Consider the following 22,178-nt stretch of genomic DNA (forward strand, 5'->3'; position numbering starts at 1 on the left):
GATCTCTATTCTGTATCTTAACCTAGGATTTATCCAGCCGTCACAGCCTTTTTTAAAAAAAAATCAATTGCTGTTGGTTGTCTTAAGGCAAACTGATAACCTTAAGCATCTTTGAATCCAACCTGAACTGCGCTATGCAAAACAATAAAAAACTAAGCCTGACCAGCCGAATTGTGATTGGCATGCTGGCAGGCATGGTGTTAGGTGCTGGTCTGCAATGGCTGTTAGCCGGCCAGGACGAGCGGCTGATCCCATTATTCCTGTTCGATTTGCCGGTCAAAGCATTCTTTATCGATGGTCTTTTCCATATCGGCGGGCAAATTTTTATTGCCAGTTTGCAAATGCTGGTGGTGCCTCTGGTTTTTATCTCTTTGGTCTGTGGTACCTGCTCACTGTCGGATGCCAGCACCCTCGGCCGTTTAGGGGCCAAATCAGTCGGGCTTTATCTCTTTACTACTGCCATTGCCATTACCCTGGCCATCAGCGCCGCTTTATTAATTGGGCCTGGCCATGGTGTCGAATTGCAAAGCGATGTTAACTTTAGCACCGAAGAAGCCCCTGGGCTGGCACAAGTGCTTATCAACATGTTTCCCCGCAACCCCATCAATGCGATGGCAGAAGGAAACATGCTGCAAATCATTATTTTTTCCGTGTTATTTGGCATTGCTACAGCTATGAGCGGTAAAACCGGGGAACGTATCGCGGACTTGTTTCAGGATCTGAATACCATCGTCATGAAGCTGGTCACCATCTTGATGAATCTGGCTCCCTATGGGGTCTTTTGTTTAATGGTACGGGTATTCAGTACCATGGGACTGGATATGTTCAGCAGCCTCGCTGCTTATTTCTTTGTGGTACTGGGCATCTTGCTGTTGCATGGCTTCCTGACCTACCCACTGCTGCTAAAATTGCTGACAGGCCTGAATCCGGTAATCTTTTTACGCAAAATGCGGGATGCCGCCTTATTTGCTTTTAGTACCTCCAGCAGCAATGCCACTATTCCGGTTACGCTGGAAACAGTGACCAAAAAGCTGGGGGTAAAAAACAGCATTGGCTCTTTTACTGTGCCGCTTGGCGCAACCATCAACATGGACGGCACTGCCATTATGCAAGGGGTTGCCACCGTCTTTATTGCCCAGGTGTATGGGGTAGATTTAACACTAACCGATTATTTAATGGTGGTGCTAACGGCTACCTTAGCCTCTGTAGGGACAGCAGGAGTGCCGGGTGTGGGCTTGATTATGCTGGCGATGGTGCTGCAACAGGTGGGTTTACCGGTAGAAGGCATTGCGCTGATTATTGGCGTGGATCGCTTGTTGGATATGACTCGCACCTCGGTCAATATTACCGGTGACTCCATGGTGAGCTGCGTGATTGCAAAAAGCGAAAAACAACTGGATGAAGCGGTGTTTAACGACCCGGATGCCGGTCGTAAAGATGAGTCAGTTGATTTTAAACACTTGCACAATAGCTAACAGGCTAACACTGGATCCGCCAGGCCTTTTCCAGTAAAAAGCTGGTTGCAAAGGTCCGGCGGGCAAAGCCCTGACCGGTCAGATTACGAATGGCCAGCAACTCCAGCTGACAGCCGGCAAACAATTGCCGGATCTCAGCAGCAGATACCGTAAAAGGCGGCCCCTGCTTTTCTGCTGGTGGGTACTCGAGGCTAAGCAGTAAAATGGTGCTGCCTGCAGGAAGCAACTGCCGCAGGTGGCGAACATAGTGCTGCCTCATGGTTTTGGGCAAGGCAATCAAGGCCGCCCGATCGTAAACGAGGCAAGGGCCTTGCAGTTGCTCAGCCGACAGCTGAAAAAAGTCTCCCTGCAAAATACACACTGTTTCCCCCCGATGCGCGATAAAGCCATCGACCAGATCGGTGTTCACTGCCAGACAGTTTTCGATAAAAAACTCATGACAAGGCCGCTTAGCCAGCTCGATTCCCAGCACAGGCAACTGCTGTTGCAGCCAGTACATATCGATACTCTTACCGCACAGCGGCACCAACACCTGCTGATGCTGAGGCTGGCTCACCCGAGCCCAACAAGCGGGTAATAAAGGGTGAACGGCATCCAAATGAAAGCCGGGTACCGGCTGTTGCCAGCACTCCAGCCAAAACTCGGTATCCACTTTCAGTGACTCCAGTGCCCAAAAGGCAACTTTTGCCACAGATGTTGCAGTGCTGAGCTGGCACCGGCCCCAACCCGCTCGGCCAACTTCTTTTTCGGTTGAAATTTCACCTGCAACACCCGACGTTGTTGTACCCGCTCCAGTAAAAAATCATCACTGGTTTGCAACTTGTCTACCAGCTTGTATTCCAACGCCTGGCTGGCCAGCCAGTATTCGCCCGTTGCAACCTGTTCCATATCCAATACATCACGGTGGCGAAACACATGATCTTTGAACAGCTGATGGGTTTGCTCCAGCTCTTGTTGAAACTTTTCCCGTCCCTGTGCGGTATTTTCACCAAAGAGCGTGATCGTTCTTTTGAACTCACCAGCGGTAAATTGCTCAAAGTCGATGTCATTTTTTTTCAATAAACGGTGAAAATTTGGCAGTTGTGCTAAAACACCAATCGAGCCAATAATAGCAAAAGGAGCTGCAATAATGCGGTTCGCTATGCAGGCCATCATGTAACCGCCACTGGCGGCCACTTTATCCACCGCTACGGTTAGCTCAATACCCCGCTGGCGCAGGCGATCAAGCTGGGAAGCACCCAGCCCGTAACCGTGCACAACCCCACCACCACTTTCCAATCGGACCAGCACATCATCACCATCTTCAGCCGCAGCCAGGACAGCGGTGACTTCTTCTCGCAGTGCATCCACTTCGGACGCTCCCATGCTGCCATGAAAATCAATCACGAATGTGGTTTGGCGTTGCTCTGGTTCTTTTTTCTTCTGATCTTTGAGCCAGCGTTTAAAAGCTTTTTTTTCCATCAATTCAGCTTTTAAATCCGTTTGCAACTGTACAAAATCATCGGACAGATCAGTAAACTGAAACTCACCTTTTTTTGGCTTATTACGCATAGCAGCGCCGGCTATCAGACCAATCACTATCCCCGTTGCAATGACAATGGTGGCTGCTTTTGCCAGAAAAAGGCCATACTCGTACAGAAAATCCACAATGTTTCTCCTTTACAGTTTCAGAGCATTGTACATAAAAATAAAGCCCGGCGAACCGGGCTTTATCAAAGCGGAGGGTGAAAAAGTTATTCCCTGAGTACCGAAGAATCTGTCACCACCACGGTAGCACCACCAGTTGCAAAGAAAGTTGCCATCTGCCGCTGCATTTCTTGCATCGCAGCAGGGCTGGCAGCGGGGCTTAAAATAGAGCCATGATCACCGGCGTTGAAGCGACTGATGGTAACACCATCAACCGGCACCGGTCCTGCCACTGGAGCCACAGCTTCAGCCTGGAGCAAGCGAGCAAGTGGCTCGGTGCCAGCTAATGGCATAGCCCCGGCTTGTAGAGCCGCTGCAGGTGAGAAGAAACCATTTGGAATCACCTGATCGGGTAAATTCCCATCACCCCCGGCTACCATCATGATATGCACCGGTGTCTCCGTTGCCAGCAATTGCTGTACATAATTGTTTGGGTCACCGGCCTCGGTAATGGTTTGAGCCGCAAAAGCAAAGCGAGTCAAATTGCCACTGATTTGGGCCAGTACGGCACTATCGCCTTCCACCATAAAATCATTCACATGCTGAGACACACAACCAATGAAGGCTGCTTGTGACACTGTATCGGATTGCGGCTGACAACCTCTGCCTATCGCAAAAGCAGCCAAGGCATTAGAGCCTGCATCACCGGCCGCTAAAATCACACTGGCCTTGATCAGTGGGCTAAACTGAGGAGAGTCCAATAAGAAGTTAGCCAAAGCACCGCCAGGCATGGCCAGTACCACACTTTGTATTTCAAACATAGGATCCAGTGGCGCCAGTTGTTCATTACTGAATGGCGTATTGGCCAGAGCAGCCATGGATGAGCCTGTGATAGCACCCAGCGAGTGACCTAGCAGATGCACCCTGCTGGTATCCAGGTCCGCGCCCTGAGTGTAGTTTAGCGCCAAACGCAAACCGAGCATATCGGCAATACTTTGTCTCAGGTTATCCCGGGTTACCGGTAAATTGCCAAGGTTCATATACGCAGTAGCATTCCCACCGGCTGGAAAATCTGCACCACAGCTACTGCCGGAAGCATTGATCGGGCCAAAACCGCGACTGCCATGCAGTGGGTGGTCAATAGCAACGGTGGCAAAACCAGCCTGAGTTAAAGCACTGGTAACTGCCAGCATATTTTCTTTACAGGAGGTAATGCCATGTTGCAGCATTACCACAGGCCAACCATTGGCAGGCTTATCAAACGCATTTTCATCCGGCAGGGTCATTTGTACTTCCAGGGTCGCCTGCATGCGTGGTAAAGGGATGGTGTTAAATTTGGTTAAATGACGACGCGGATCCACATCAAAGTCACGAAGCGCTCCATTGGAAGCTAGATTGCAAAAACCATCGTTTAGCAATTGATCCTGATCGGTGATACCTGCTTCAAGCGCAGTAATTTGCTCCTGGCTTAAGGCCGCAATGATAGCGCCGCTGTCACAGCGAGCTTTCCAGCTTTCATTCAACGGACCTTGCGGATTCTCCGCTGTTGGCACGCCCGAATAATAAGGCAGCGTCACAGTACCCTGAAATAGCCTGACCTGGCCAAAACCAAGCTCAGCAGGGAATAACGGACTAACCTGAGACACCCGAAACCCGGTATCCTGCACCTGCAGCGAAGGCGCAGCACCCTGCTGAATAGCGCCAGCCCACAGTTGCTTGGTCGTTGCCAATACATCAGCTGTCGACTGAGTGGTAATTGCTGCCGTGTAAATAATACTGGAGCGCGTTAAATCAGTGGATGACACCACCGCTTCAAAGCTGTTGATCACCCCCTGCAGTTGACGCTGCTGAGCCGAGCCTAGTGGCAGAGTCGCTAAATCCTGCTGCAACAACTCGTACGTAGTCGATGGCTTGATGGAGCGACCAGCAGAGTCACGTAACTTATCAGTGAGCGCCACAATGTAGGTAGTGTTCGCTTTTAAAGGACGGAATGGGATCACTGCGACATTATTACCAGCAGCGGCAGTAAAAAAGTCCTGACCAAACACCAACTCGCCAACCAACTGACAGGCAACGCCTTGTGGCACAGCACGACACTGATCCACACTGGAAGTAGGGCCACCCATGACCACTTCAAAAATACGCACAGCCTGAGGCTCACTGGCAGACTGAGCATCGAGTGTCACATCCGGGGCAAAGCTCAGCTCAATACTAAAAGGATTTTGGGTTGACCAGCCATCCAGTATACCCAAAGCTGTTTGCGGATTGCTGTAATCCTGGCTGGCACTATCGAGTGTGAGTGTACCATCGGTCGTACCCAGAAACAGCAAATCGTTGGGTACTGATACAGCACCGGCACCCGGGTTAAACACCACGCGAGAAACTGGTGTTAATACCTCCCCCTGTTGTTCGGTGTCTTTTTTAATATCATCCAGCGAGTCGCCACAGCCTGCAAGGCCTAACGCCGAAGCCACCGCCAGACTCAGTAAAAGCTTTTTCATAGATTCTCCCCTGTCGTCACTTTTTATTTTTGCAACAGTGTGTGTTGACTAATATTTTTGGGTTTGGGCTGTTACCCTCAACAGCTTAGACCAGTTAAACTTAACCCAATCAAACCAAAATCGCTAGTTGAAAACAGCGCATCTGTCGTAAAAGATGAAAAAAAACTGCAAAAAGCGTATGCTGCTGCAATTTAGAAAGAGGAACATGATTGGATGAAAAGTTACCATGCGCCAGCTGGTCTACTGGCTGATAAAGTCATTCTGGTTACAGGTGCCGGTGATGGCATTGGTAAAGAAGCAGCGCTCACTTTTGCCCGTTACGGTGCAACTGTTATTTTATTAGGTAAAACCACAGCCAAGTTGACCGCTGTGTACGATGAAATATGTGCGCACCAGTGGCCAGAGCCGGCTATTGTGCCCCTTGACCTGAAAGGCGCCACACAAAAACATTACCAGGATCTGGCCGCGACAATTGAAGCCGAGTTCGGTAAGCTGGATGCTGTGCTGCACAACGCCGGCATTTTGGGTGGTTTAGCACCCTTTGAGCATATAAAAGCTGATATCTGGCAGGATGTGCTGCAGGTAAACCTGACAGGCCCTATGCTGATGACTCAGGCTTTGATGCCGGTATTACGCAAAGCCGATCACGCCTCCATCATCTTTACTTCTTCTGGTGTTGGTCGTCAGGGGCGGGCTTACTGGGGAAGTTATGCCGTGTCTAAATTTGCCACCGAGGGACTGATGCAAACGCTGGCCGATGAGTACGAAGGCAGCTCTGTCCGCGTAAACTGCATTAACCCAGGCGCTACCCGTACTACCATGCGGGCCCGCGCTTACCCGGCTGAGAATGCGCAGCAGTTGAAAACACCGGCGGATTTAATGTGGCTGTATTTGTATCTGGCCGGCGATGATAGCATTCAGGTAAATGGCCAATCACTGGACGCGCAACCCAAGCCATAAAAAAACCCCGGCTGAGCAATCTCAGCCGGGGTTTTCATCCAACAAAATAGTTTTATTTAGGACTTAACATTTCAGCACCATTGGCTTCAGCCCACTGGTTCCAGACCCCTACTTTGGCATTGAAGTTTTCAATCGCTTGCTGTTCAGCCTCGGCCAGCAGTGCATCTACATCTTTTTGATGCTTTTGACTGACATCCGCATAAGACAAAATACTAATACCACGATCACGTAATCCCTGCTTCATGGTATGAGTTTTTAATAATTGCAGTTTGCCTTCATCAACATAAAAGTATTGTTTTTCTTTATTGAGCGACTTTAGTTTTGGTTTAACCGGACGCTTACTGGTGACTGCCTGTGGTTCATCGACAGAAACCACTTCATGCTGCACAGAAATGCCCAGTTGCTGGAAAGTAAAGCCCTTTTGCTTGACGAAATCTTTCAGCTCTTCCAGAGCTTCAGTCTCCCGCTTCCGATTTTCCAGCACGTCGTTTAATTGACGGATCACATCTTGCAATTTCACAACCGATAATTCTTCAGCCGCTTTTTTTAACTCTTTTTTATTTAGCAATAAAGACATTGTGTAACCTCGATACTATATCATGAATGAAATTGTATGGATCCTAACATAGTCTGAGTTTAGGTTTCTAGCCATTGTTAAAGCAATACTGTTTTATTACCATGAACAAAAACCCGGTCTTCTTGCAATAACTGCAAAGCTTTCGATAAAGCAGATTTTTCAACATCGCGCCCCGCCTTGGCCATATCCTGAGCCGCGTAATTATGGTCGACCCGGGTAACCATTTGCTCAATAATAGGTCCTTCATCCAGCGCATCATTTACAAAGTGTGCTGTGGCACCGATAATTTTTACACCTCGCTCAAATGCCTGCAGGTATGGTTTTGCACCAACGAATGCTGGCAAAAAACTATGGTGGATATTAATAATACGCTGTGGAAAACGACGCACAAAGGCTGGTGTTAAAATCCGCATAAACTTGGCAAGCACCAGATAATCCGGAGCATAACGGTCAATCACCTGCAGCAGTGCCTGCTCATGTGCTTCGCGGCTAAGCTGCTGATGGCACACATGATGAAAAGGAATATGAAAACGCTCTGCCAAACTGGCAAGGTCGGCATAATTGCCAACCACAGCCACAATATCCAGCTGCAAACTGCCATCGAACACTTTCATCAGAATGTCTCCCAGGCAATGCGACTCTTTAGTTACCAGCACCAGCACCCGTTTACGCTTACTGGCAGACTCTAAACTGCGCTCGCTACCAACCGGCAGTACGGCATCCAGCTCAGCCAGCAAGCGACTATCATCAAACTCACCTTCCAGTTCTGTACGCATATAAAATTGCCCTGAAATCGGGTCGACGTACTCGGTATTACGAATAATATTGAGCTGATGTTGAAAACAAATACCGGTGATTTTGGCTATCAATCCCTGAGAATCCGGACACTCCGTACGTAATATTTTGCGCTCCATCCTGCAATCACTCCCTTACGAACACTATGTTCCCTATACTACTTTGCGAACATCTGGAAATAAAGACATTTAGATTGCCATAAAACCGTTCATTAAAACCGCAACTACTCTGCCACAGCTTGGTGTTTCCTGGCTTCAGCTGTCATACTAAGGCATTGTTAAGCAACTAAAACTGCAGCAGGCCCCATGCAGCAACAATACGCATTTGATGTGATTGGAATCATCCGTTCACCTTACAAACAAAAGTTTGCCATCCCACGGCAGCCAGGCCTGGTTCCGGAGGCCAAAGCGCAACTCATTTTTAATCACGCTTTTAATGCCGAACCTTTTGTGCGTGGTATTGAAGAGTTTAGTCACCTCTGGCTGCTCTTTGTGTTTCATGAAACTGCCGATAAAGGCTGGTCCCCCATGGTCCGGCCTCCGCGCCTTGGTGGGAATACCCGCAAAGGCGTCTTTGCAACCCGAGCAACATTCAGGCCTAATCCAATTGGCCTTTCTGTCGTACAATTAGAAGCTGTGCGCTGTGTGAATAAACAATGGCAACTGGATTTGGCTGGCATTGACTTGCTGGATGGCACGCCCATCCTGGATATTAAGCCCTATTTGCCCTACTCAGATGCCATCCCGGAAGCCAGCGCCAGCTTTGCCGACAACGCCCCTGAAACCGCGATGACGGTCAGCTTCTCTGCTGAAGCAGAGCAGTTTTGCATTCACCAGAGCCGTTGGCCTGAACTTAAAACCCTGATTGAAAAAGTACTCAAACAGGATCCGAGGCCACCTTACAAGAAGAAACATGCTGGTGAACAGAGCTATGGTATGACACTCTATAACTTAAATATTCAATGGAAAGTGACAGGAGAACATCATTATGTCTATGCGATCACTCCCCTTGCTGAGCTTGCTGGTTAGTGGCAGCGTATTGGCATTGCCACCGTTACCAGAGCCAGTCAGCAACAATGCCGTGGCCAGCACTACCGTGCGCGGCAAAACCTATGTGATCAGCATGATGGGCATAGGCCCGGAGAAGAACAGCCAAAGCTTGCACAACAAAGTCTGGGTGCATACCGTAGGTGAATTCGGCTGGAGCAGTATGCCGGAAGTCCCCAGTCAGACACGCTTGCCTGGCCGGGTTGCCGCCAGTGCTGTGGCACTGAACAATAACTTTTTTGTTTTTGGCGGTTACAGCATTGACCGCCAGGGTAATCGCAATACCTCAGATGAAATTTACCGCTTTAATCCGGTAACCCAACGTTATAACAGAGTCAACCCGATCCCTGTCCCGGTGGATGATACTCTGGCTCTGACCTATCAGGATCGCTACGTGTACCTGGTGGGTGGCTGGAGCAATGATGGTGCGGTCAACCTGGTGCAAGTGTTTGACAACTTCACTCAACAGTGGAGCCAGGCAACCCCGATGCCAGGCAAGGCCAGCTATGGTTTGGCCGGCGCTATCGTCAGTGACCATATTGTATTTTGTGATGGGGTCAGCCTGAGCTACCAAAGTGGTCAGCGTGTTAAGTCGACCGAACCGGCTTGTTACCAGGGGAAAATCAACCCGCGCAATGCCTTGCGCATTGAGTGGCAGCCTATTCCACATCCAACAGGACAAGCCCGCTTTCGTATGGCCGCTATCGACAGTACTGTTGATGATGAAGCTGTTGCTGTCTTTATTGGCGGCAGTAGCCACTTTTACCATATCAATGGCGTCAGTGAGCAAGGCGACAAAGCCGAGCCGGAAGCCAATGTCTGGCTGTATTCCCCCGCGCAGCAACAATGGTTGGCCGCCAAGCCCACCACAGCCGTTATGGACTTACAGGGCTTGGTCAAGGTGAATGATGCTATCTATTCGATTGGTGGCATGCTGGCAGGCCAGCAGGTCACACCTCAGGTACTGCAGCACTCAATTGAAAGGGTAAAATAGCGCATGATTGGGCATGGCGTTGCTGCCATGCCCTTGCTAGAATACGGCAATTTTGTGAACTGCAGACAGGGTCGACAATGCGCAGCAGCCAGTATTTACTCTCCACCATGAAAGAAACCCCGGCCGATGCCGAAGTAATTAGCCATCAACTGATGCTGCGAGCTGGCATGGTCCGCCGGCTGGCATCCGGTTTATACACTTACTTACCCACTGGGGTACGCACCTTGCGTAAAGTGGAGCGTATTGTCCGTGAAGAGTTGAATAAAGCCGGTGCGATCGAAGTATTGATGCCCATGGTACAAAATGCAGAACTGTGGCAGGAAAGCGGCCGCTGGGAACAAATGGATGCAGAATTACTGCGTTTTCAGGACCGGCATCAGCGCGACTTTGTGCTTGGACCCACCCATGAAGAAGTTATCACCGACCTGATTCGCCGTGAAGTCACCAGCTACAAACAACTCCCACTGAACCTGTATCAGATCCAAACCAAATTCCGCGATGAGCGGCGGCCGCGCTTTGGTGTGATGCGGGCCCGGGAGTTTCTGATGAAAGATGCTTATTCCTTTCATCTGTCACAGGATTGCCTGCAAAAAACCTACGATGCCATGTACCAGGCTTATACCAATATCTTCACCCGACTGGGGCTAAATTTCCGCGCTGTGCTGGCAGATAGCGGTGCTATTGGTGGCAGTGTATCGCATGAGTTTCATGTATTGGCCAGCTCTGGTGAAGATGCCATCGCATTTTCCACAGAAAGTGATTATGCCGCCAACGTTGAAATGGCGGCCGCCCTGCCCCCGCAAGCTGAACGTCCGGCAGCAACACAGCCACAACAAAAAATAAGCACACCCAATGTTGGCTCCGTAGAAGAAGTAGCCAGCTTCCTTGGACTAACACCGCAGCAAATTGCTAAAACGCTGTTTGTCCGGGCAGAGCCAACCGACGACAGCTCAGCACCGGCTTTTGTTGCTTTGGTGCTGCGTGGCGATCATCAGCTCAATGAAGTTAAGGCTGAGAAGCATCCTCTGGTTGCTCAACCTCTGACCTTTGCCAGTGACGAGGAGATCAAAGCTCTGACCGGTGCCTTGCCTGGCTCTGTTGGGCCGATAGGTCTGAACATCCCGGTGATCGTCGATCACAGCGCAGCGCAGCTGGCAGATTTTGTTTGCGGCGCTAACGAGACTGGCTATCACCTGACAGGTGTGAACTGGTTGCGGGATAGTGCAGCTTTTGATACTGCCGATTTACGCAATGTGGTCGCCGGTGATGCCAGCCCTTGTGGTAAGGGCAGCCTGGAAATCCGCCGGGGTATTGAGGTTGGACATATTTTCCAACTGGGAGATAAATACTCGCAAGCGATGAAAGCAGGTGTCCTGAATGAAGAAGGCAAAAATCAAATCCTGACTATGGGCTGTTACGGCATTGGTGTATCACGTATTCTGGCTGCCGCCATCGAGCAAAACCACGATGAACACGGCATCATATGGCCAGATGCGATTGCCCCGTTTCAGATTGCACTGATCCCAATGAACATGCATAAATCAGTTCGTATTCAGCAGGCTGCTGAACAGCTTTATCAGCAACTGACTGAGGCTGGTTTTGAGGTATTGTTTGATGATCGCAAAGAGCGCCCGGGTGTTATGTTTGCGGATATGGAGCTGATCGGCATTCCGCACCAAATCGTGATAGGTGAGCGCAACCTGGATCAGCAACAGGTCGAGTACAAGCACCGCCGCAGTGGCGATAAAGCCTTACTGGCATTGGATGCCGTAGTGGCAGAGATGCAAGCCAGAGTACAGCAAGCGTAACTCGGCTTTTCATAAACTCCAGCGCCCTTTAAGGGCACTGGAGTTTATGGTATTTAGTCGCTTAATTCAGCCTGTAACGCTTCTTCCAGCTCACTGGGCGTCACTACCACGCCAGGACCTTCCGCATCAGGAAAGACCGCAATCGCCAGCTCATCCCCCTGCAGACCAGAGGTCCACTTTTCCAGCCAGGTTGCCACTGGAATCGACTGCGCCTGACACTCACTCCACTCGCCGTCAATCCAGCTTTCGGCCAATTCGGCATGAGGCCAAACCGGGATACAACGCTCATCTTCAGCACTCACCAACACAAAGCCTTCATCATCCACCAGGATCCAAATGGTATCCAAATCGGCAACGGCATGTACAAAATACTCGTAACGCTGTTCGGGTGCCAGCTGTTCTAACTTAGTCAATTCGTCACGACTTAACTGGTATTCCATCATTCACCTCACATAGGTCGGACTGTCTCCGACGAAATTTATCCGAAAAAAAGCAACCATAACAAGCGCAACCAAATCACCCAGAGCACTGCACAGCTGTATACAAAGGTACGAAAGCGCCAACGCAATCGGTTGCTACCAGTATGGATCAACGCATGGAACACCCGCAATAGCAGATAGAAGGCCCCCATCAGCACAAAAGATGCATCGGCCAGTCCCTGTTGCAAAATAAATACCACAGCAAACAAATACAGCATTGGCATTTGAAACTGGTTGTCAAAATTGCGCCCGGTCGCTATCACCTGCGCATTGGCTTTATCCAGCTGCATCAGCGCAAAAGCATCCATCGATAACTCACCACGGCGTGCAGCGGCAAAACGTCGCCGCCCCATTAAAATTAACACGACGCTGGTTAGCAAAACCTGACCAAAGACGGTCAATAGTAACCATTTATCCATTCGAACTCCCACGACCAGGCCTGAATTTTCGCTCAGCTTATAGTATCCAGGCAAGGGTTACCAGTACCGGCTGCGAAAGGCAGACCGAAGTGGTCAATTCCCCATCGCGCTCTGGTATACTCCGGCAATTTAGCACCGGAAACAAACATGGCTCAATTGTATTTCTACTATTCGGCAATGAATGCCGGCAAGTCCACATCGTTACTGCAAAGCGCATACAATTACCGTGAACGCGGTATGCAAATTGCGCTTTTTACTGCCGCCATCGACAACCGTTTTGGTGAGGGTGTAATCAGCTCCCGTATCGGCTTGTCTATGCCTGCAACCTTGTTTGATGCAGAGTACCACTTCTATAACCAGCTTAAGCAACAGCAGGTGGACTGTGTCTTGATAGATGAAGCGCAATTTTTAAGCCGCAACCAGGTGCAGCAGCTAACCGATGTGGTTGATGCGCTCAATATTCCTGTCTTGGCCTATGGCCTGCGCACTGACTTTACCGGCAATACCTTTGCCGGTAGCGAAGCTTTGCTGGCCTGGGCCGATAAACTGATCGAGTTAAAAACCGTTTGCCATTGCGGCCGTAAAGCCAACTTCGTGGTGCGACTGGATGCCGATGGCAAACCAAGCCGCCATGGCGATCAAATTCAGATAGGTGGCAATGAGCAGTATGTATCTATGTGCCGGGCGCATTTCAAAGCTCTGGTCTGGTCTGCAGATCCGGAGACATAACCGTCTGCTGCCATTTGTAGCTTCTCAATAGCTGCACTAAGCTTAGCCTGTAAAGGTTTCGGCTGCTGCTGCCGTTGAGGATGTTATGACACGACTCATAGAAGAAACGCCACCCTTTTGGGCCATCATGGATGCATTGCCAACCGCTCTACTGTGCAAAGATATTGCCAAAGCCTCCATCTATGCCAATTCAGCAGCCCTAGAGCTGCTGGATTTACCCATGAACCAAGCGGTGTTGTCGCTGAGCGATGTACGTCAAATTTCACTCGCAGATCCGGATAGTAAAGAGCCGCTGGGACTGGTACATAACCCTTTATTGCTTGCCTTAAGTGGCTCGGCACTGCAACAGTGCGTTACCCTGCCGACCGGTCTAACCGTTGAGTTAAAAGCACAACTGATCCGGTTTCATTTTACCTCAAGCAGCACAGTATTAATTGTACTTTGCCCTTGTCAGCCGCAGACAACACTTCCCGTCAGCAAGTGGACGGCTGATGATGACAGTGAACTGACAGAGGCTCTCGCCTTTGATAAGTTGATGTCGCTCATTTCGACAGAACTCATCAACGTAAGACCAGAACAATTGGATACACATATTCAAAGTGCACTGGCTGCTCTGGGAGAGTTTTGCCACGCTGACCGCAGCTATGTTTTTTTAATGAACCACGACAAGGCCACCATGAGCAATACCCATGAGTGGGTTCGAGCAGGTATATCCTCCCATATTGAACGGCTGCAGGATCTTCCCCAAGCAGCTCAACCATTCATCTGGCAAACTCTGGCAGCCGACGCTATTTTTGCCGTACAGGATGTTGGTCAGTTGCCTGCGGAAGCGGCCCTTGAAAAACGTGAGTTCCAGCGGGAAGATATTCAGTCCATTCTTTGCTCTGCCATGCTCAGTCATGGCCAGCTTCTTGGCTTTGTTGGTTGTGATATGGTGGCTCGTAAACGTGCCTGGACAGCCAGCGATATTCGCCGTCTGAAGCTGGTTGGCCATATGATTGGCAATACCATACAAAATGTCCGCGATCGAGTGTCGCTGCAGCAGGTGCAGCAGCAGTTGATGCAGGCAAATAAAGAGCTGCAGCTGTTGGCCAGCAGGGATGGGCTCACCGGCATCGCCAATAGACGTCAGTTTGATACAGTACTACAGCAGGAGTTACATCGCTGCGCCAGAAATAAACAACCTTTGGGGCTGATACTGATTGATATTGATCACTTCAAAGCTTACAACGACAACTATGGCCACCAGGCCGGCGATGATGCATTGAAACGAGTGGCAAGCCTGTTGCGCGATCACATCCAGCGGCAAGGTGAGTTGGTAGCCCGTTACGGAGGTGAGGAATTTGCCATCATTCTGCCATCCATTCAGATAGCACAACTGAAAACCACCGCTGAAAACTTACTGCACGCGGTACAGCAGCTGGCCATCCCCCATCAACATTCGGTGAGTGATTGTCTTACCATTAGCATTGGCTGTAGCCTGATGAAACCAGATAAAAACAGCAGCCCTGAGTTTTTCATTCATCAAACAGATACCGCCCTTTACCGGGCTAAGGCACAAGGGCGGAATCAGGTGTGTTATGCCACAGTTACCGCTTAGAAACGATAGCTGGCACCAACGGTGTACAAGTCCTCGCCCGTCTCAAAGCTATCGAAGCTGACAGAGGCCCGCACCGCCAGATTATTCATCGGGAACCACTGGCCACGCACTGTGAAAGAATCCTGCGCAGTACTTACGATGTTCTTCGATGTCCAGTCGTAAAACAAACCAACGGATAACTCTTTGCCAAAATAGTAATCACCACCAAAGCTGTAGGCATTGCGGCTGGTGCTGCGCAGATCCCGGTAGCTCGCTTCGACATTCAGGTGATCACCAGTCGGTAAACGCATCAATTTTTTGGTGCTAAAACCAAACTCTGTGCGGGTACCTGCGCTATCCGGGCGGGTATGATCGATATCGAAGGTAACCAGCCAGTCCGAATCAAAGAAGTAACCCAACTGGGTCAAAGCAGATTTGGTGCTGGAGCGGTTGATGCTTTCAAATTCAAAGCCGACATAAAAGTCATGGCTGCTGTCCATGTACTCGCCACCCAGGCGCCAGGAAGAGGAGCTAAGCTTGATACCATCTTCTTTCTGTGTGCCACGTACATAATCACCGAATACATTGCTGTTACGGCTAAGAAATGCTGACTCTGCTAAGGGTGCTGCCACATTGCCCTGGACTGGTGTCAGAAAATAGCGATGGGAAAACTCCCACTGCTGCAGATCAGCCTGAACGACATCGCCCCAGCTAAAATTTAACGAAGACTCGTTCTGGTAACTGGCAGCCATTGCCGTGACTGATACCACAGAAAGCAAAGAAGCAAGCAGAGTGCGTTTCATAATTATTTGTCCTTATAGTACTTTATTCTAAATAGTGATGGCCGGCATGCTAGCCCTTTCAAACTTAATAAAAACTGAACACTGCTACAGGAATGCATAGTCCAACAATAGCTTGCTTAGTCTTTAAGCAATAAAGCCTGAAGCTGCTGCAATCGATCCCGACATGCAGCGGCCTGCTCGAATTCAAGGTTTTCAGCGTGCAGCCGCATCTCACTCTCCAGCACTTTGATATCCGCAGCAATGGCAGTCCGATTGCTGTGGTAGCCCGCAGCTTGTTCAGCAACCTCAGCTAGTGGCGCAGGCGCTTGTGCCAAGTCCATCACATCAGCGACTTTCTTATTCAAACCTTTCGGAGTGATGCCATGCGCCGCATTAAAGGCTACTTGCTTGTGGCGGCGACGCTCTGTTTCGTCAATAGCACGCTGCATGGAGCCTGTGATTGAGTCTGCATACAAAATGGCCCTGCCCTGCAAGTTTCTGGCAGCACGACCGATGGTTTGGATCAGAGAGCGCTCCGAACGTAAAAAGCCCTCTTTGTCCGCATCCAGAATCGCCACCAGCGAAACCTCCGGAATATCAAGTCCTTCCCGCAGCAAGTTAATACCTACCAGGACATCAAATACCCCAAGACGCAAGTCTCGAATAATTTCGACCCGCTCCACGGTATCAATATCTGAATGCAGGTAGCGTACTTTGACCTGGTGCTCTAGCAGGTAGTCGGTTAAATCTTCCGCCATTTTTTTGGTCAGAGTGGTGACCAGAACCCGCTCATTGCGTTGCGCCCTCAGATAGGCTTCTGACAACAAGTCATCCACCTGGGTCGCAACCGGCCGAATTTCAATTTCTGGATCAATCAAGCCGGTAGGACGTACTACCTGCTCCACCACTTCGCCAGCGGATTTTTCCAACTCGTACTTGGCGGGTGTGGCCGATACATAGATCCGCTGCGGGGCGATACTTTCAAACTCATCAAACTTAAGTGGCCTGTTATCCAGTGCAGACGGCAACCGAAAACCATAATTGACCAGGTTTTCTTTTCGCGACCGGTCGCCTTTGTACATAGCCCCAATCTGCGAAATGGTAACATGTGATTCATCAATAAACATCAGGCCATCAGCTGGAAAGTAATCCAGTAAGGTTGGTGGCGGCTCTCCTGGCATGCGGCCGGATAAATAGCGGGAGTAGTTTTCAATGCCGGAGCAATAGCCAAGCTCAACCATCATCTCAATATCAAACTGAGTCCGTTGCGTCAGACGTTGTTCTTCCACTAATTTGTTTTGCTCAAGCAATTGCTGTTTTCGTTGTTGCAGCTCCGTTTTGATTTGCTCCACTGCATCCAGAATTTTCTCTCGCGGGGTTACATAGTGGGTTTTGGGATAGATGGTGTAGCGCGATACCACTTTTTCAACAGCCCCGGTCAGGGGGTCGAATAAACTGATGCGCTCAATCTCTTCATCAAAAAGCTCCAGCCGAACGGCCAATGCATCCGATTCTGCCGGGAAAATGTCTATCACATCGCCCCGCACCCGATAGGTAGCCCGCTCAAAGGCCAGATCATTACGCTGGTACTGCAACTCCGCCAGGCGCCGAAGAATAAAGCGCTGATCAAGGGTATCCCCCTGCCGTAAATGCAGCAACATTTTCATGTAGGACTCAGGATCGCCCAAGCCGTAAATAGCTGAAACAGACGCTATGATCACTACATCCCGGCGTTCCATCAACGCTTTGGTTGCAGACAAGCGCATCTGCTCAATATGTTCATTGATGGAAGCATCTTTCTCGATAAAGGTATCGGTTGACGGGACATAAGCTTCAGGCTGATAGTAGTCGTAATAAGACACAAAGTATTCAACAGCGTTATCAGGGAAAAAGGCTTTCATTTCACCGTATAACTGGGCCGCCAAAGTTTTGTTGTGCGCCATAATCAGAGTAGGCCGACTGACCTGCTGAATCACATTGGCCATGGTGAAGGTTTTGCCAGAGCCGGTGACACCAAGCAAGGTTTGATGCGCCAGTCCGGCTTCCAGGCCTTCTACCAATTTGGCAATAGCCTGCGGCTGATCGCCGGCCGCTTGATAATCCGAAACCAGTCGAAACGCTTTCACTCTATTTCACCTCGGTTGACCATGGGGTGCTGCATGCGTTGTAAAGCCCGTTGAAACCAATAATAACTCAGCATAGACATGCATAGATTAGCCATGACACAGCCAGCAAACAAGCCTGGAATACCAGCCAACTGACCACCAGCCCAGGCAAAGGGTACATAAAAAACAAACAACCTGCAGATACTTAACCAAAGCGCCTGTACCGGCAAGTGCAATGCATTCAACGATGAGTTGGTAAGAATAATTAACCCTTGCAAGCCGTAGCCCAGCGGCAAAATCCAGAGAAACAACTGAATCAGTCGCTGCACTTTGATGTCATCGGAAAAGGCGCTGGCGATCAGCGGAGCCAACAAAGCCAGCAACACAAAAATCGCCAATTGCCAAAGCAAAATGAAACAGACACTTTTTTTATAGGCATTGAACACCCGGTCAAAATAGCCGGCACCATAGTTTTGACTGACAAAAGGTGGCAAGGTAGTGGAGAGTGCCAGAACCACCAGACACGCCATGCTTTCTAGCCGAATCCCAACGCCAAAGGCTGCCACGGCCTCAGCACCGTAAGTGGCCATAATGGCTGTAAGAATTGCCATAGCAATAGGGGTTAGCATATTGGCACCGGCGGCAGGAAAAGCAATGCGTAAAATTTTTCGATAAATAGGATAGGCCCGTTGCAAGGGTTGCCAGCCGCGCTCAATCAGAGCCCGTTGCAGCAACACCTTAATCACCAGTACAGTGCCACAAAGCCAGGACAAAACACTGGCCAGCGCCGCGCCCTGCATACCAAGCTCAGGAAAAGGCCCAAGACCAAAAATCAACAAAGGATCCAAAATAGCGTTGCATAAACCTCCGGCGGCCATAATATAAGCTGGCAACCGCGTTTCACCGGCGGCACGCAAGATACTGTTACCCACCATAGGTATCATCAAAAAAACAGCACCGGCCAGCCAAATCAGCATGTACTGCCGAATAAGCGGAACAATCGCATCGCTTGCGCCAAGTGCCTTGAATAGCGCATCGTGCGCCAACCAGCCCACAGCAGACAAGATCAGCATCAAAAATACAGCCAGCCACAAGGACGCCAGACCATCTGCACGAGCTTCTTGCTGGTTACCAGTTCCAAGGGCTTTGGCAATAATGGCGGAAGTACCAATCCCAAGACCAATGGCCAGACTGATAAAGGTAAATGTCACGGGGAAAGTAAAACTGACCGCCGCCAGTTCTTGCGTGCCAAGCATGCTGATAAAGAACGTATCCACCAGGTTAAAGCTCATCAGCGTGAACATGCCCAGCAGCATGGGAACCGTCATACGATAGAGCGTCACAGCAATGTCATTGTGCAATAACGAGCGTTTATCCGGAGAGGTCATTCCTACGGCCAGTTATTCTGAGGAGGGCATAGTGTAATGAAAAGCAGAGATTGATGCCATGCCGTAACTACAAATGCAGCAAATTCAATGGCGGTGTTTAGCAATAGTCCACACAGCAACACAATGTAAATTTCTAAACCAGAAATTCGATTGTTTTTTGCCCTCACCAGAGCAAAAACACAAACCATTGATTTAAAATGAAAATTTATTTATCCCTGCAACTATTGACGCTGCTATAACCCTTGATTTTTCTAAGCTGGCTTCAATCATCACCTGATCATTCACAGACTTATCCACAGCTTCTGTGGGTAAACCGGCTTAGCCTAGAAAACCAGCAGCTTTGTCCGGTTGACAGGCCGCAAATAAAACAAATTGACGATTCTCTGTTCAAGCAGTCTGAATTTAAACAAATGAACAAGCTTAGCTGTTGACAGCCTCACAGACTGGCATTAGTATTGCCGCCGTTGTTTACTGTTCCTCAGTAGCTCAGTTGGTTAGAGCGGCGGACTGTTAATCCGTAGGTCGTTGGTTCGAGCCCAACCTGGGGAGCCAACAGTAAATTACAATTCCTCAGTAGCTCAGTTGGTTAGAGCGGCGGACTGTTAATCCGTAGGTCGTTGGTTCGAGCCCAACCTGGGGAGCCACTCTCACATTGTATACCTGTCATTCCTCAGTAGCTCAGTTGGTTAGAGCGGCGGACTGTTAATCCGTAGGTCGTTGGTTCGAGCCCAACCTGGGGAGCCACAAGCTCAGTTGTCAAAATTCCGCACTATAAAGATTTATTTTTGCACGTTTTTTTGCTTTAATCCGCTCTTCAGGACTATAACTTATTTATAGAGTTAAACATGGAACGTTCTCAGTGCAGGTGGCCGGCTTAATGAAAACAACGTTACAGCTTCTATGCATACAGTTATTCATGACAGCACTGCTCTGTGCTTCTGTTACTTTTGTTCAGCTGAATTACGCCAAGCAACAGCTTGAATCGGATGAGCAATTGGCCCGAGCTACGATACAACAACTGCTGCAAAACCACCATGGCATCGAAGCCGAGACTTTGGGCAGACAACTACAGCAACTGTTAGCCCCTGCGCAACTGCATATCATGCACCAAGATGGCACCGAAATATTCAGCGTCCGCAGCTCTCAAAGTCCGGCTGGTTTTATCGAGTCTTTGCTGCAGTGGCATGGTTTTGAGTTTGTCAGTCAGGAACTGCACAGCCAATCGTGGAACCTCCGCATTCGTTATAGCTTACAGCACCAGCACCGAATAGAAGCTTTCGGTCAGCAGCTCTGGTTTACCCTGCTAGTGGTGGCTGTGATTTCTTTGTTGATGCTACCGTTGCTACTGTGGTGGCTGCAACTGCGATTAAAACAAGCCAGTAATAAAGTGGGCCTGTTACTTGACCTGTTGTCCGATAATCCAGAACTGCCGGTCGATACCACGAAGCTGCCTGCCGGCTTTGAGCGCACTGCTGACAGCTTGCAACACTTTGCACACCAGGCCAAAAAGCGCTTGCATGACATGTCTGCCAACGCCCGGCAAATCACCGAGGATGCTTTCAAAGATCAGGTAACCGGCTTGCCCAATCGAAATCGTTTTGTGCAGTTTTACGAGGAGCAGTTGAGTCAGGACAATAAAGTAGATTTCGGCATCTTTGCCATTTGCCGCTGCACTGAGCTGCAAAGCCTGAATCAGGCCCGGGGCTATCAGGAAGGCGATAAATACATTCAAGAAGTCTGTGCCATTTTAGTCAAAGCTGTCCAGGCGTATCCGGGTGGTCAATTATTCCGTCTGAACAGTTCTGACTTTGGCGCTTTGTTGCCCAGAGTCACCCCCAAAGAAGCAGAAAACTTTGCCCTTCAATTACAAAGCAGACTGAATGAGTACCAAAGGATGGCAGAGTTGGACTCAGTCGCCTATACCGGCCTGGTCAGTTACGAAAGTGGTCGGGCTCTGGGGGAACTGCTAGCTATCGCTGATACCTCCATCAGCCTGGCACAAACCAAACAAACCAATGCCTGGCACTTACAAAAAGAATCCTCTGGTTTAGAGACTGCAAGTTATGGCTATGGCAATCAAAACTGGCGGAATGTAATCGATGACGTACTGGCAAACTGTCGTTTGGATTTACTGTACCAGAGTATTCAACCATCCAGCCGTGCAGCAAAAGCCTATTCCGAAATCCTGGTTCGCTTCAAAACTCAGGAAAGCCAGGTCTTGCCAACCGCATCTTTCCTGGCAATGGCTGAAAAACTGGATAGAATTGTCGCTTTGGATCGCTTGATCATTGAAACAGCTCTTACCACCATTAAAAATAAAAACCTGCAGGATCAGTATTTTGGATTGAATCTGTCGGCTCGCTCTGTGCATGATGATCAATTTATTATCTGGCTGGAGCGGCGCTTGTTAAAGGATGCCACCATAGCCTCTAAGCTTATCTTCGAAGTCACTGAGTTTGGTTTGCAACAAAACCTGAAAACCAGCAAACGCTTTATCGACATGGCTCATCGCTCTGGTGCCCGTATTACCGTTGAACGTTTTGGTATTGGCATCACCTCGTTTAAGTTTTTCCGGGATTTAAAACCTGATTATATAAAAATGGATGGCAGCTACACCCGCCATATTGATGACGATAAAAACAATCAGTACTTCTTGCGTTTAATGATCGATTTGGCACACCGTATCGGTGTTGGGGTTTTTGCGGAGTCGGTAGAAACACAAGAAGAAAAGCATATGCTGGACTCACTATTTATTGATGGTTGTCAGGGGTACTACATAGGTAAGCCTACACCGCTTTGATACCGTTTTCCGGCTGGAGTGCCTGGTCCGTTTGCTAATACCCATACAGGCTAACGGTTGTTATCATTCGTGCTTCAGCGCATAATAACGCGCCTTTGTACGTAACCAAGCTATT

18 protein-coding genes and 3 tRNA genes are annotated in these 22,178 nt (G+C 49.4%); 11 read left to right on the forward strand and 10 right to left on the reverse strand.

Annotated elements, in window-relative coordinates:
- Positions 1-134 precede the first annotated feature (134 nt).
- The gene (locus ABC502_RS10345; protein WP_345915846.1) at positions 135-1,475 is read left to right on the forward strand and encodes a dicarboxylate/amino acid:cation symporter; all 1,341 of its coding nucleotides are present in this window, start codon (positions 135-137) and stop codon (positions 1,473-1,475) included.
- Between the two features lie 4 nt (positions 1,476-1,479).
- Here the strand turns inward: ABC502_RS10345 and ABC502_RS10350 are convergent, their stop codons facing one another.
- The 3 genes from ABC502_RS10350 to ABC502_RS10360 form a co-directional block, all read right to left on the reverse strand.
- Complete coding sequence (locus tag ABC502_RS10350; RefSeq protein ID WP_345915847.1) at positions 1,480-2,166, reverse strand: thiopurine S-methyltransferase; 687 nt, start codon at positions 2,164-2,166, stop codon at positions 1,480-1,482.
- Positions 2,130-3,122, reverse strand: a complete 993-nt coding sequence (sohB, locus tag ABC502_RS10355; RefSeq protein WP_345915848.1) for a protease SohB — start codon at positions 3,120-3,122, stop codon at positions 2,130-2,132. The genes ABC502_RS10350 and sohB overlap by 37 nt, the downstream gene beginning before the upstream one ends.
- 86 nt (positions 3,123-3,208) lie before the next feature.
- Positions 3,209-5,602, reverse strand: a complete 2,394-nt coding sequence (locus ABC502_RS10360; RefSeq protein ID WP_345915849.1) for a VolA/Pla-1 family phospholipase — start codon at positions 5,600-5,602, stop codon at positions 3,209-3,211.
- Positions 5,603-5,815: 213 nt separating this feature from the next.
- Between ABC502_RS10360 and ABC502_RS10365 the strand changes: the two genes are divergently transcribed.
- On the forward strand, positions 5,816-6,562 hold the full coding sequence (locus ABC502_RS10365) for a YciK family oxidoreductase (RefSeq protein WP_330088940.1): 747 nt from the start codon (positions 5,816-5,818) through the stop codon (positions 6,560-6,562).
- A gap of 52 nt (positions 6,563-6,614) precedes the next feature.
- On the opposite strand, the gene ABC502_RS10370 is transcribed toward ABC502_RS10365, so the two are convergent.
- Both ABC502_RS10370 and purU read right to left on the reverse strand, forming a co-directional pair.
- Positions 6,615-7,139: an H-NS histone family protein gene (locus tag ABC502_RS10370; RefSeq protein ID WP_330088941.1), complete on the reverse strand. Its 525-nt coding sequence runs from the start codon at positions 7,137-7,139 to the stop codon at positions 6,615-6,617.
- A 77-nt stretch (positions 7,140-7,216) separates the two neighbouring features.
- Positions 7,217-8,053 carry a formyltetrahydrofolate deformylase gene (gene purU, locus ABC502_RS10375; protein ID WP_330088942.1) on the reverse strand — a complete coding sequence of 279 codons (837 nt, stop codon included), beginning with the start codon at positions 8,051-8,053 and terminating at the stop codon, positions 7,217-7,219.
- A gap of 186 nt (positions 8,054-8,239) precedes the next feature.
- Between purU and tsaA the strand changes: the two genes are divergently transcribed.
- The 3 genes from tsaA (at position 8,240) to ABC502_RS10390 (ending at position 11,782) form a co-directional block, all read left to right on the forward strand.
- Complete coding sequence (gene tsaA / locus ABC502_RS10380; RefSeq protein ID WP_330088943.1) at positions 8,240-8,962, forward strand: tRNA (N6-threonylcarbamoyladenosine(37)-N6)-methyltransferase TrmO; 723 nt, start codon at positions 8,240-8,242, stop codon at positions 8,960-8,962.
- Positions 8,922-9,974: a galactose oxidase gene (locus ABC502_RS10385; protein ID WP_345915850.1), complete on the forward strand. Its 1,053-nt coding sequence runs from the start codon at positions 8,922-8,924 to the stop codon at positions 9,972-9,974. Before tsaA ends, ABC502_RS10385 begins: the two co-directional genes overlap by 41 nt.
- Before the next feature lie 77 nt (positions 9,975-10,051).
- Positions 10,052-11,782, forward strand: a complete 1,731-nt coding sequence (locus tag ABC502_RS10390) for a proline--tRNA ligase (RefSeq protein ID WP_345915851.1) — start codon at positions 10,052-10,054, stop codon at positions 11,780-11,782.
- Between the two features lie 53 nt (positions 11,783-11,835).
- Here the strand turns inward: ABC502_RS10390 and ABC502_RS10395 are convergent, their stop codons facing one another.
- Positions 11,836-12,222, reverse strand: coding sequence for a DUF2750 domain-containing protein (locus tag ABC502_RS10395; RefSeq protein WP_330088953.1), 387 nt, complete (start codon positions 12,220-12,222; stop codon positions 11,836-11,838).
- Positions 12,223-12,260: 38 nt separating this feature from the next.
- Positions 12,261-12,680: an MAPEG family protein gene (locus ABC502_RS10400; RefSeq protein ID WP_345915852.1), complete on the reverse strand. Its 420-nt coding sequence runs from the start codon at positions 12,678-12,680 to the stop codon at positions 12,261-12,263.
- Positions 12,681-12,827: 147 nt separating this feature from the next.
- Here ABC502_RS10400 and ABC502_RS10405 point away from each other — a divergent pair, with 147 nt between their 5' ends.
- Together ABC502_RS10405 and ABC502_RS10410 are read left to right on the forward strand one after the other, a co-directional pair.
- Positions 12,828-13,409: a thymidine kinase gene (locus ABC502_RS10405; RefSeq protein WP_330088947.1), complete on the forward strand. Its 582-nt coding sequence runs from the start codon at positions 12,828-12,830 to the stop codon at positions 13,407-13,409.
- A gap of 85 nt (positions 13,410-13,494) precedes the next feature.
- Positions 13,495-15,009, forward strand: a complete 1,515-nt coding sequence (locus ABC502_RS10410) for a sensor domain-containing diguanylate cyclase (protein ID WP_345915853.1) — start codon at positions 13,495-13,497, stop codon at positions 15,007-15,009.
- Here ABC502_RS10410 and ABC502_RS10415 read toward each other — a convergent pair.
- The 3 genes from ABC502_RS10415 to ABC502_RS10425 all read right to left on the reverse strand — a co-directional run bounded on the left by ABC502_RS10415 (position 15,006) and on the right by ABC502_RS10425 (position 19,263).
- On the reverse strand, positions 15,006-15,791 hold the full coding sequence (locus ABC502_RS10415) for a putative porin (protein WP_330088949.1): 786 nt from the start codon (positions 15,789-15,791) through the stop codon (positions 15,006-15,008). The genes ABC502_RS10410 and ABC502_RS10415 overlap by 4 nt on opposite strands.
- A 116-nt stretch (positions 15,792-15,907) precedes the next feature.
- Complete coding sequence (gene uvrB / locus ABC502_RS10420) at positions 15,908-17,896, reverse strand: excinuclease ABC subunit UvrB (RefSeq protein WP_345915854.1); 1,989 nt, start codon at positions 17,894-17,896, stop codon at positions 15,908-15,910.
- Positions 17,893-19,263, reverse strand: a complete 1,371-nt coding sequence (locus tag ABC502_RS10425; protein ID WP_330088951.1) for an MATE family efflux transporter — start codon at positions 19,261-19,263, stop codon at positions 17,893-17,895. The genes uvrB and ABC502_RS10425 overlap by 4 nt, the downstream gene beginning before the upstream one ends.
- A gap of 475 nt (positions 19,264-19,738) precedes the next feature.
- On the opposite strand from ABC502_RS10425, the gene ABC502_RS10430 reads away from it, so the two are divergent.
- The 4 genes from ABC502_RS10430 to ABC502_RS10445 all read left to right on the forward strand — a co-directional run bounded on the left by ABC502_RS10430 (position 19,739) and on the right by ABC502_RS10445 (position 22,063).
- A tRNA-Asn gene (locus ABC502_RS10430) sits at positions 19,739-19,815 on the forward strand.
- 15 nt (positions 19,816-19,830) lie between these two features.
- Positions 19,831-19,907, forward strand: a tRNA-Asn gene (locus tag ABC502_RS10435).
- Between the two features lie 23 nt (positions 19,908-19,930).
- Positions 19,931-20,007: transfer RNA gene (locus ABC502_RS10440), tRNA-Asn, on the forward strand.
- A gap of 172 nt (positions 20,008-20,179) precedes the next feature.
- Positions 20,180-22,063, forward strand: coding sequence for an EAL domain-containing protein (locus ABC502_RS10445; protein WP_345915855.1), 1,884 nt, complete (start codon positions 20,180-20,182; stop codon positions 22,061-22,063).
- Positions 22,064-22,178: the final 115 nt, after the last annotated feature.

This window comes from Alkalimonas sp. NCh-2 (genome assembly GCF_039631345.1).
Taxonomy (GTDB): domain Bacteria; phylum Pseudomonadota; class Gammaproteobacteria; order Enterobacterales; family Alteromonadaceae; genus Alkalimonas; species Alkalimonas mucilaginosa.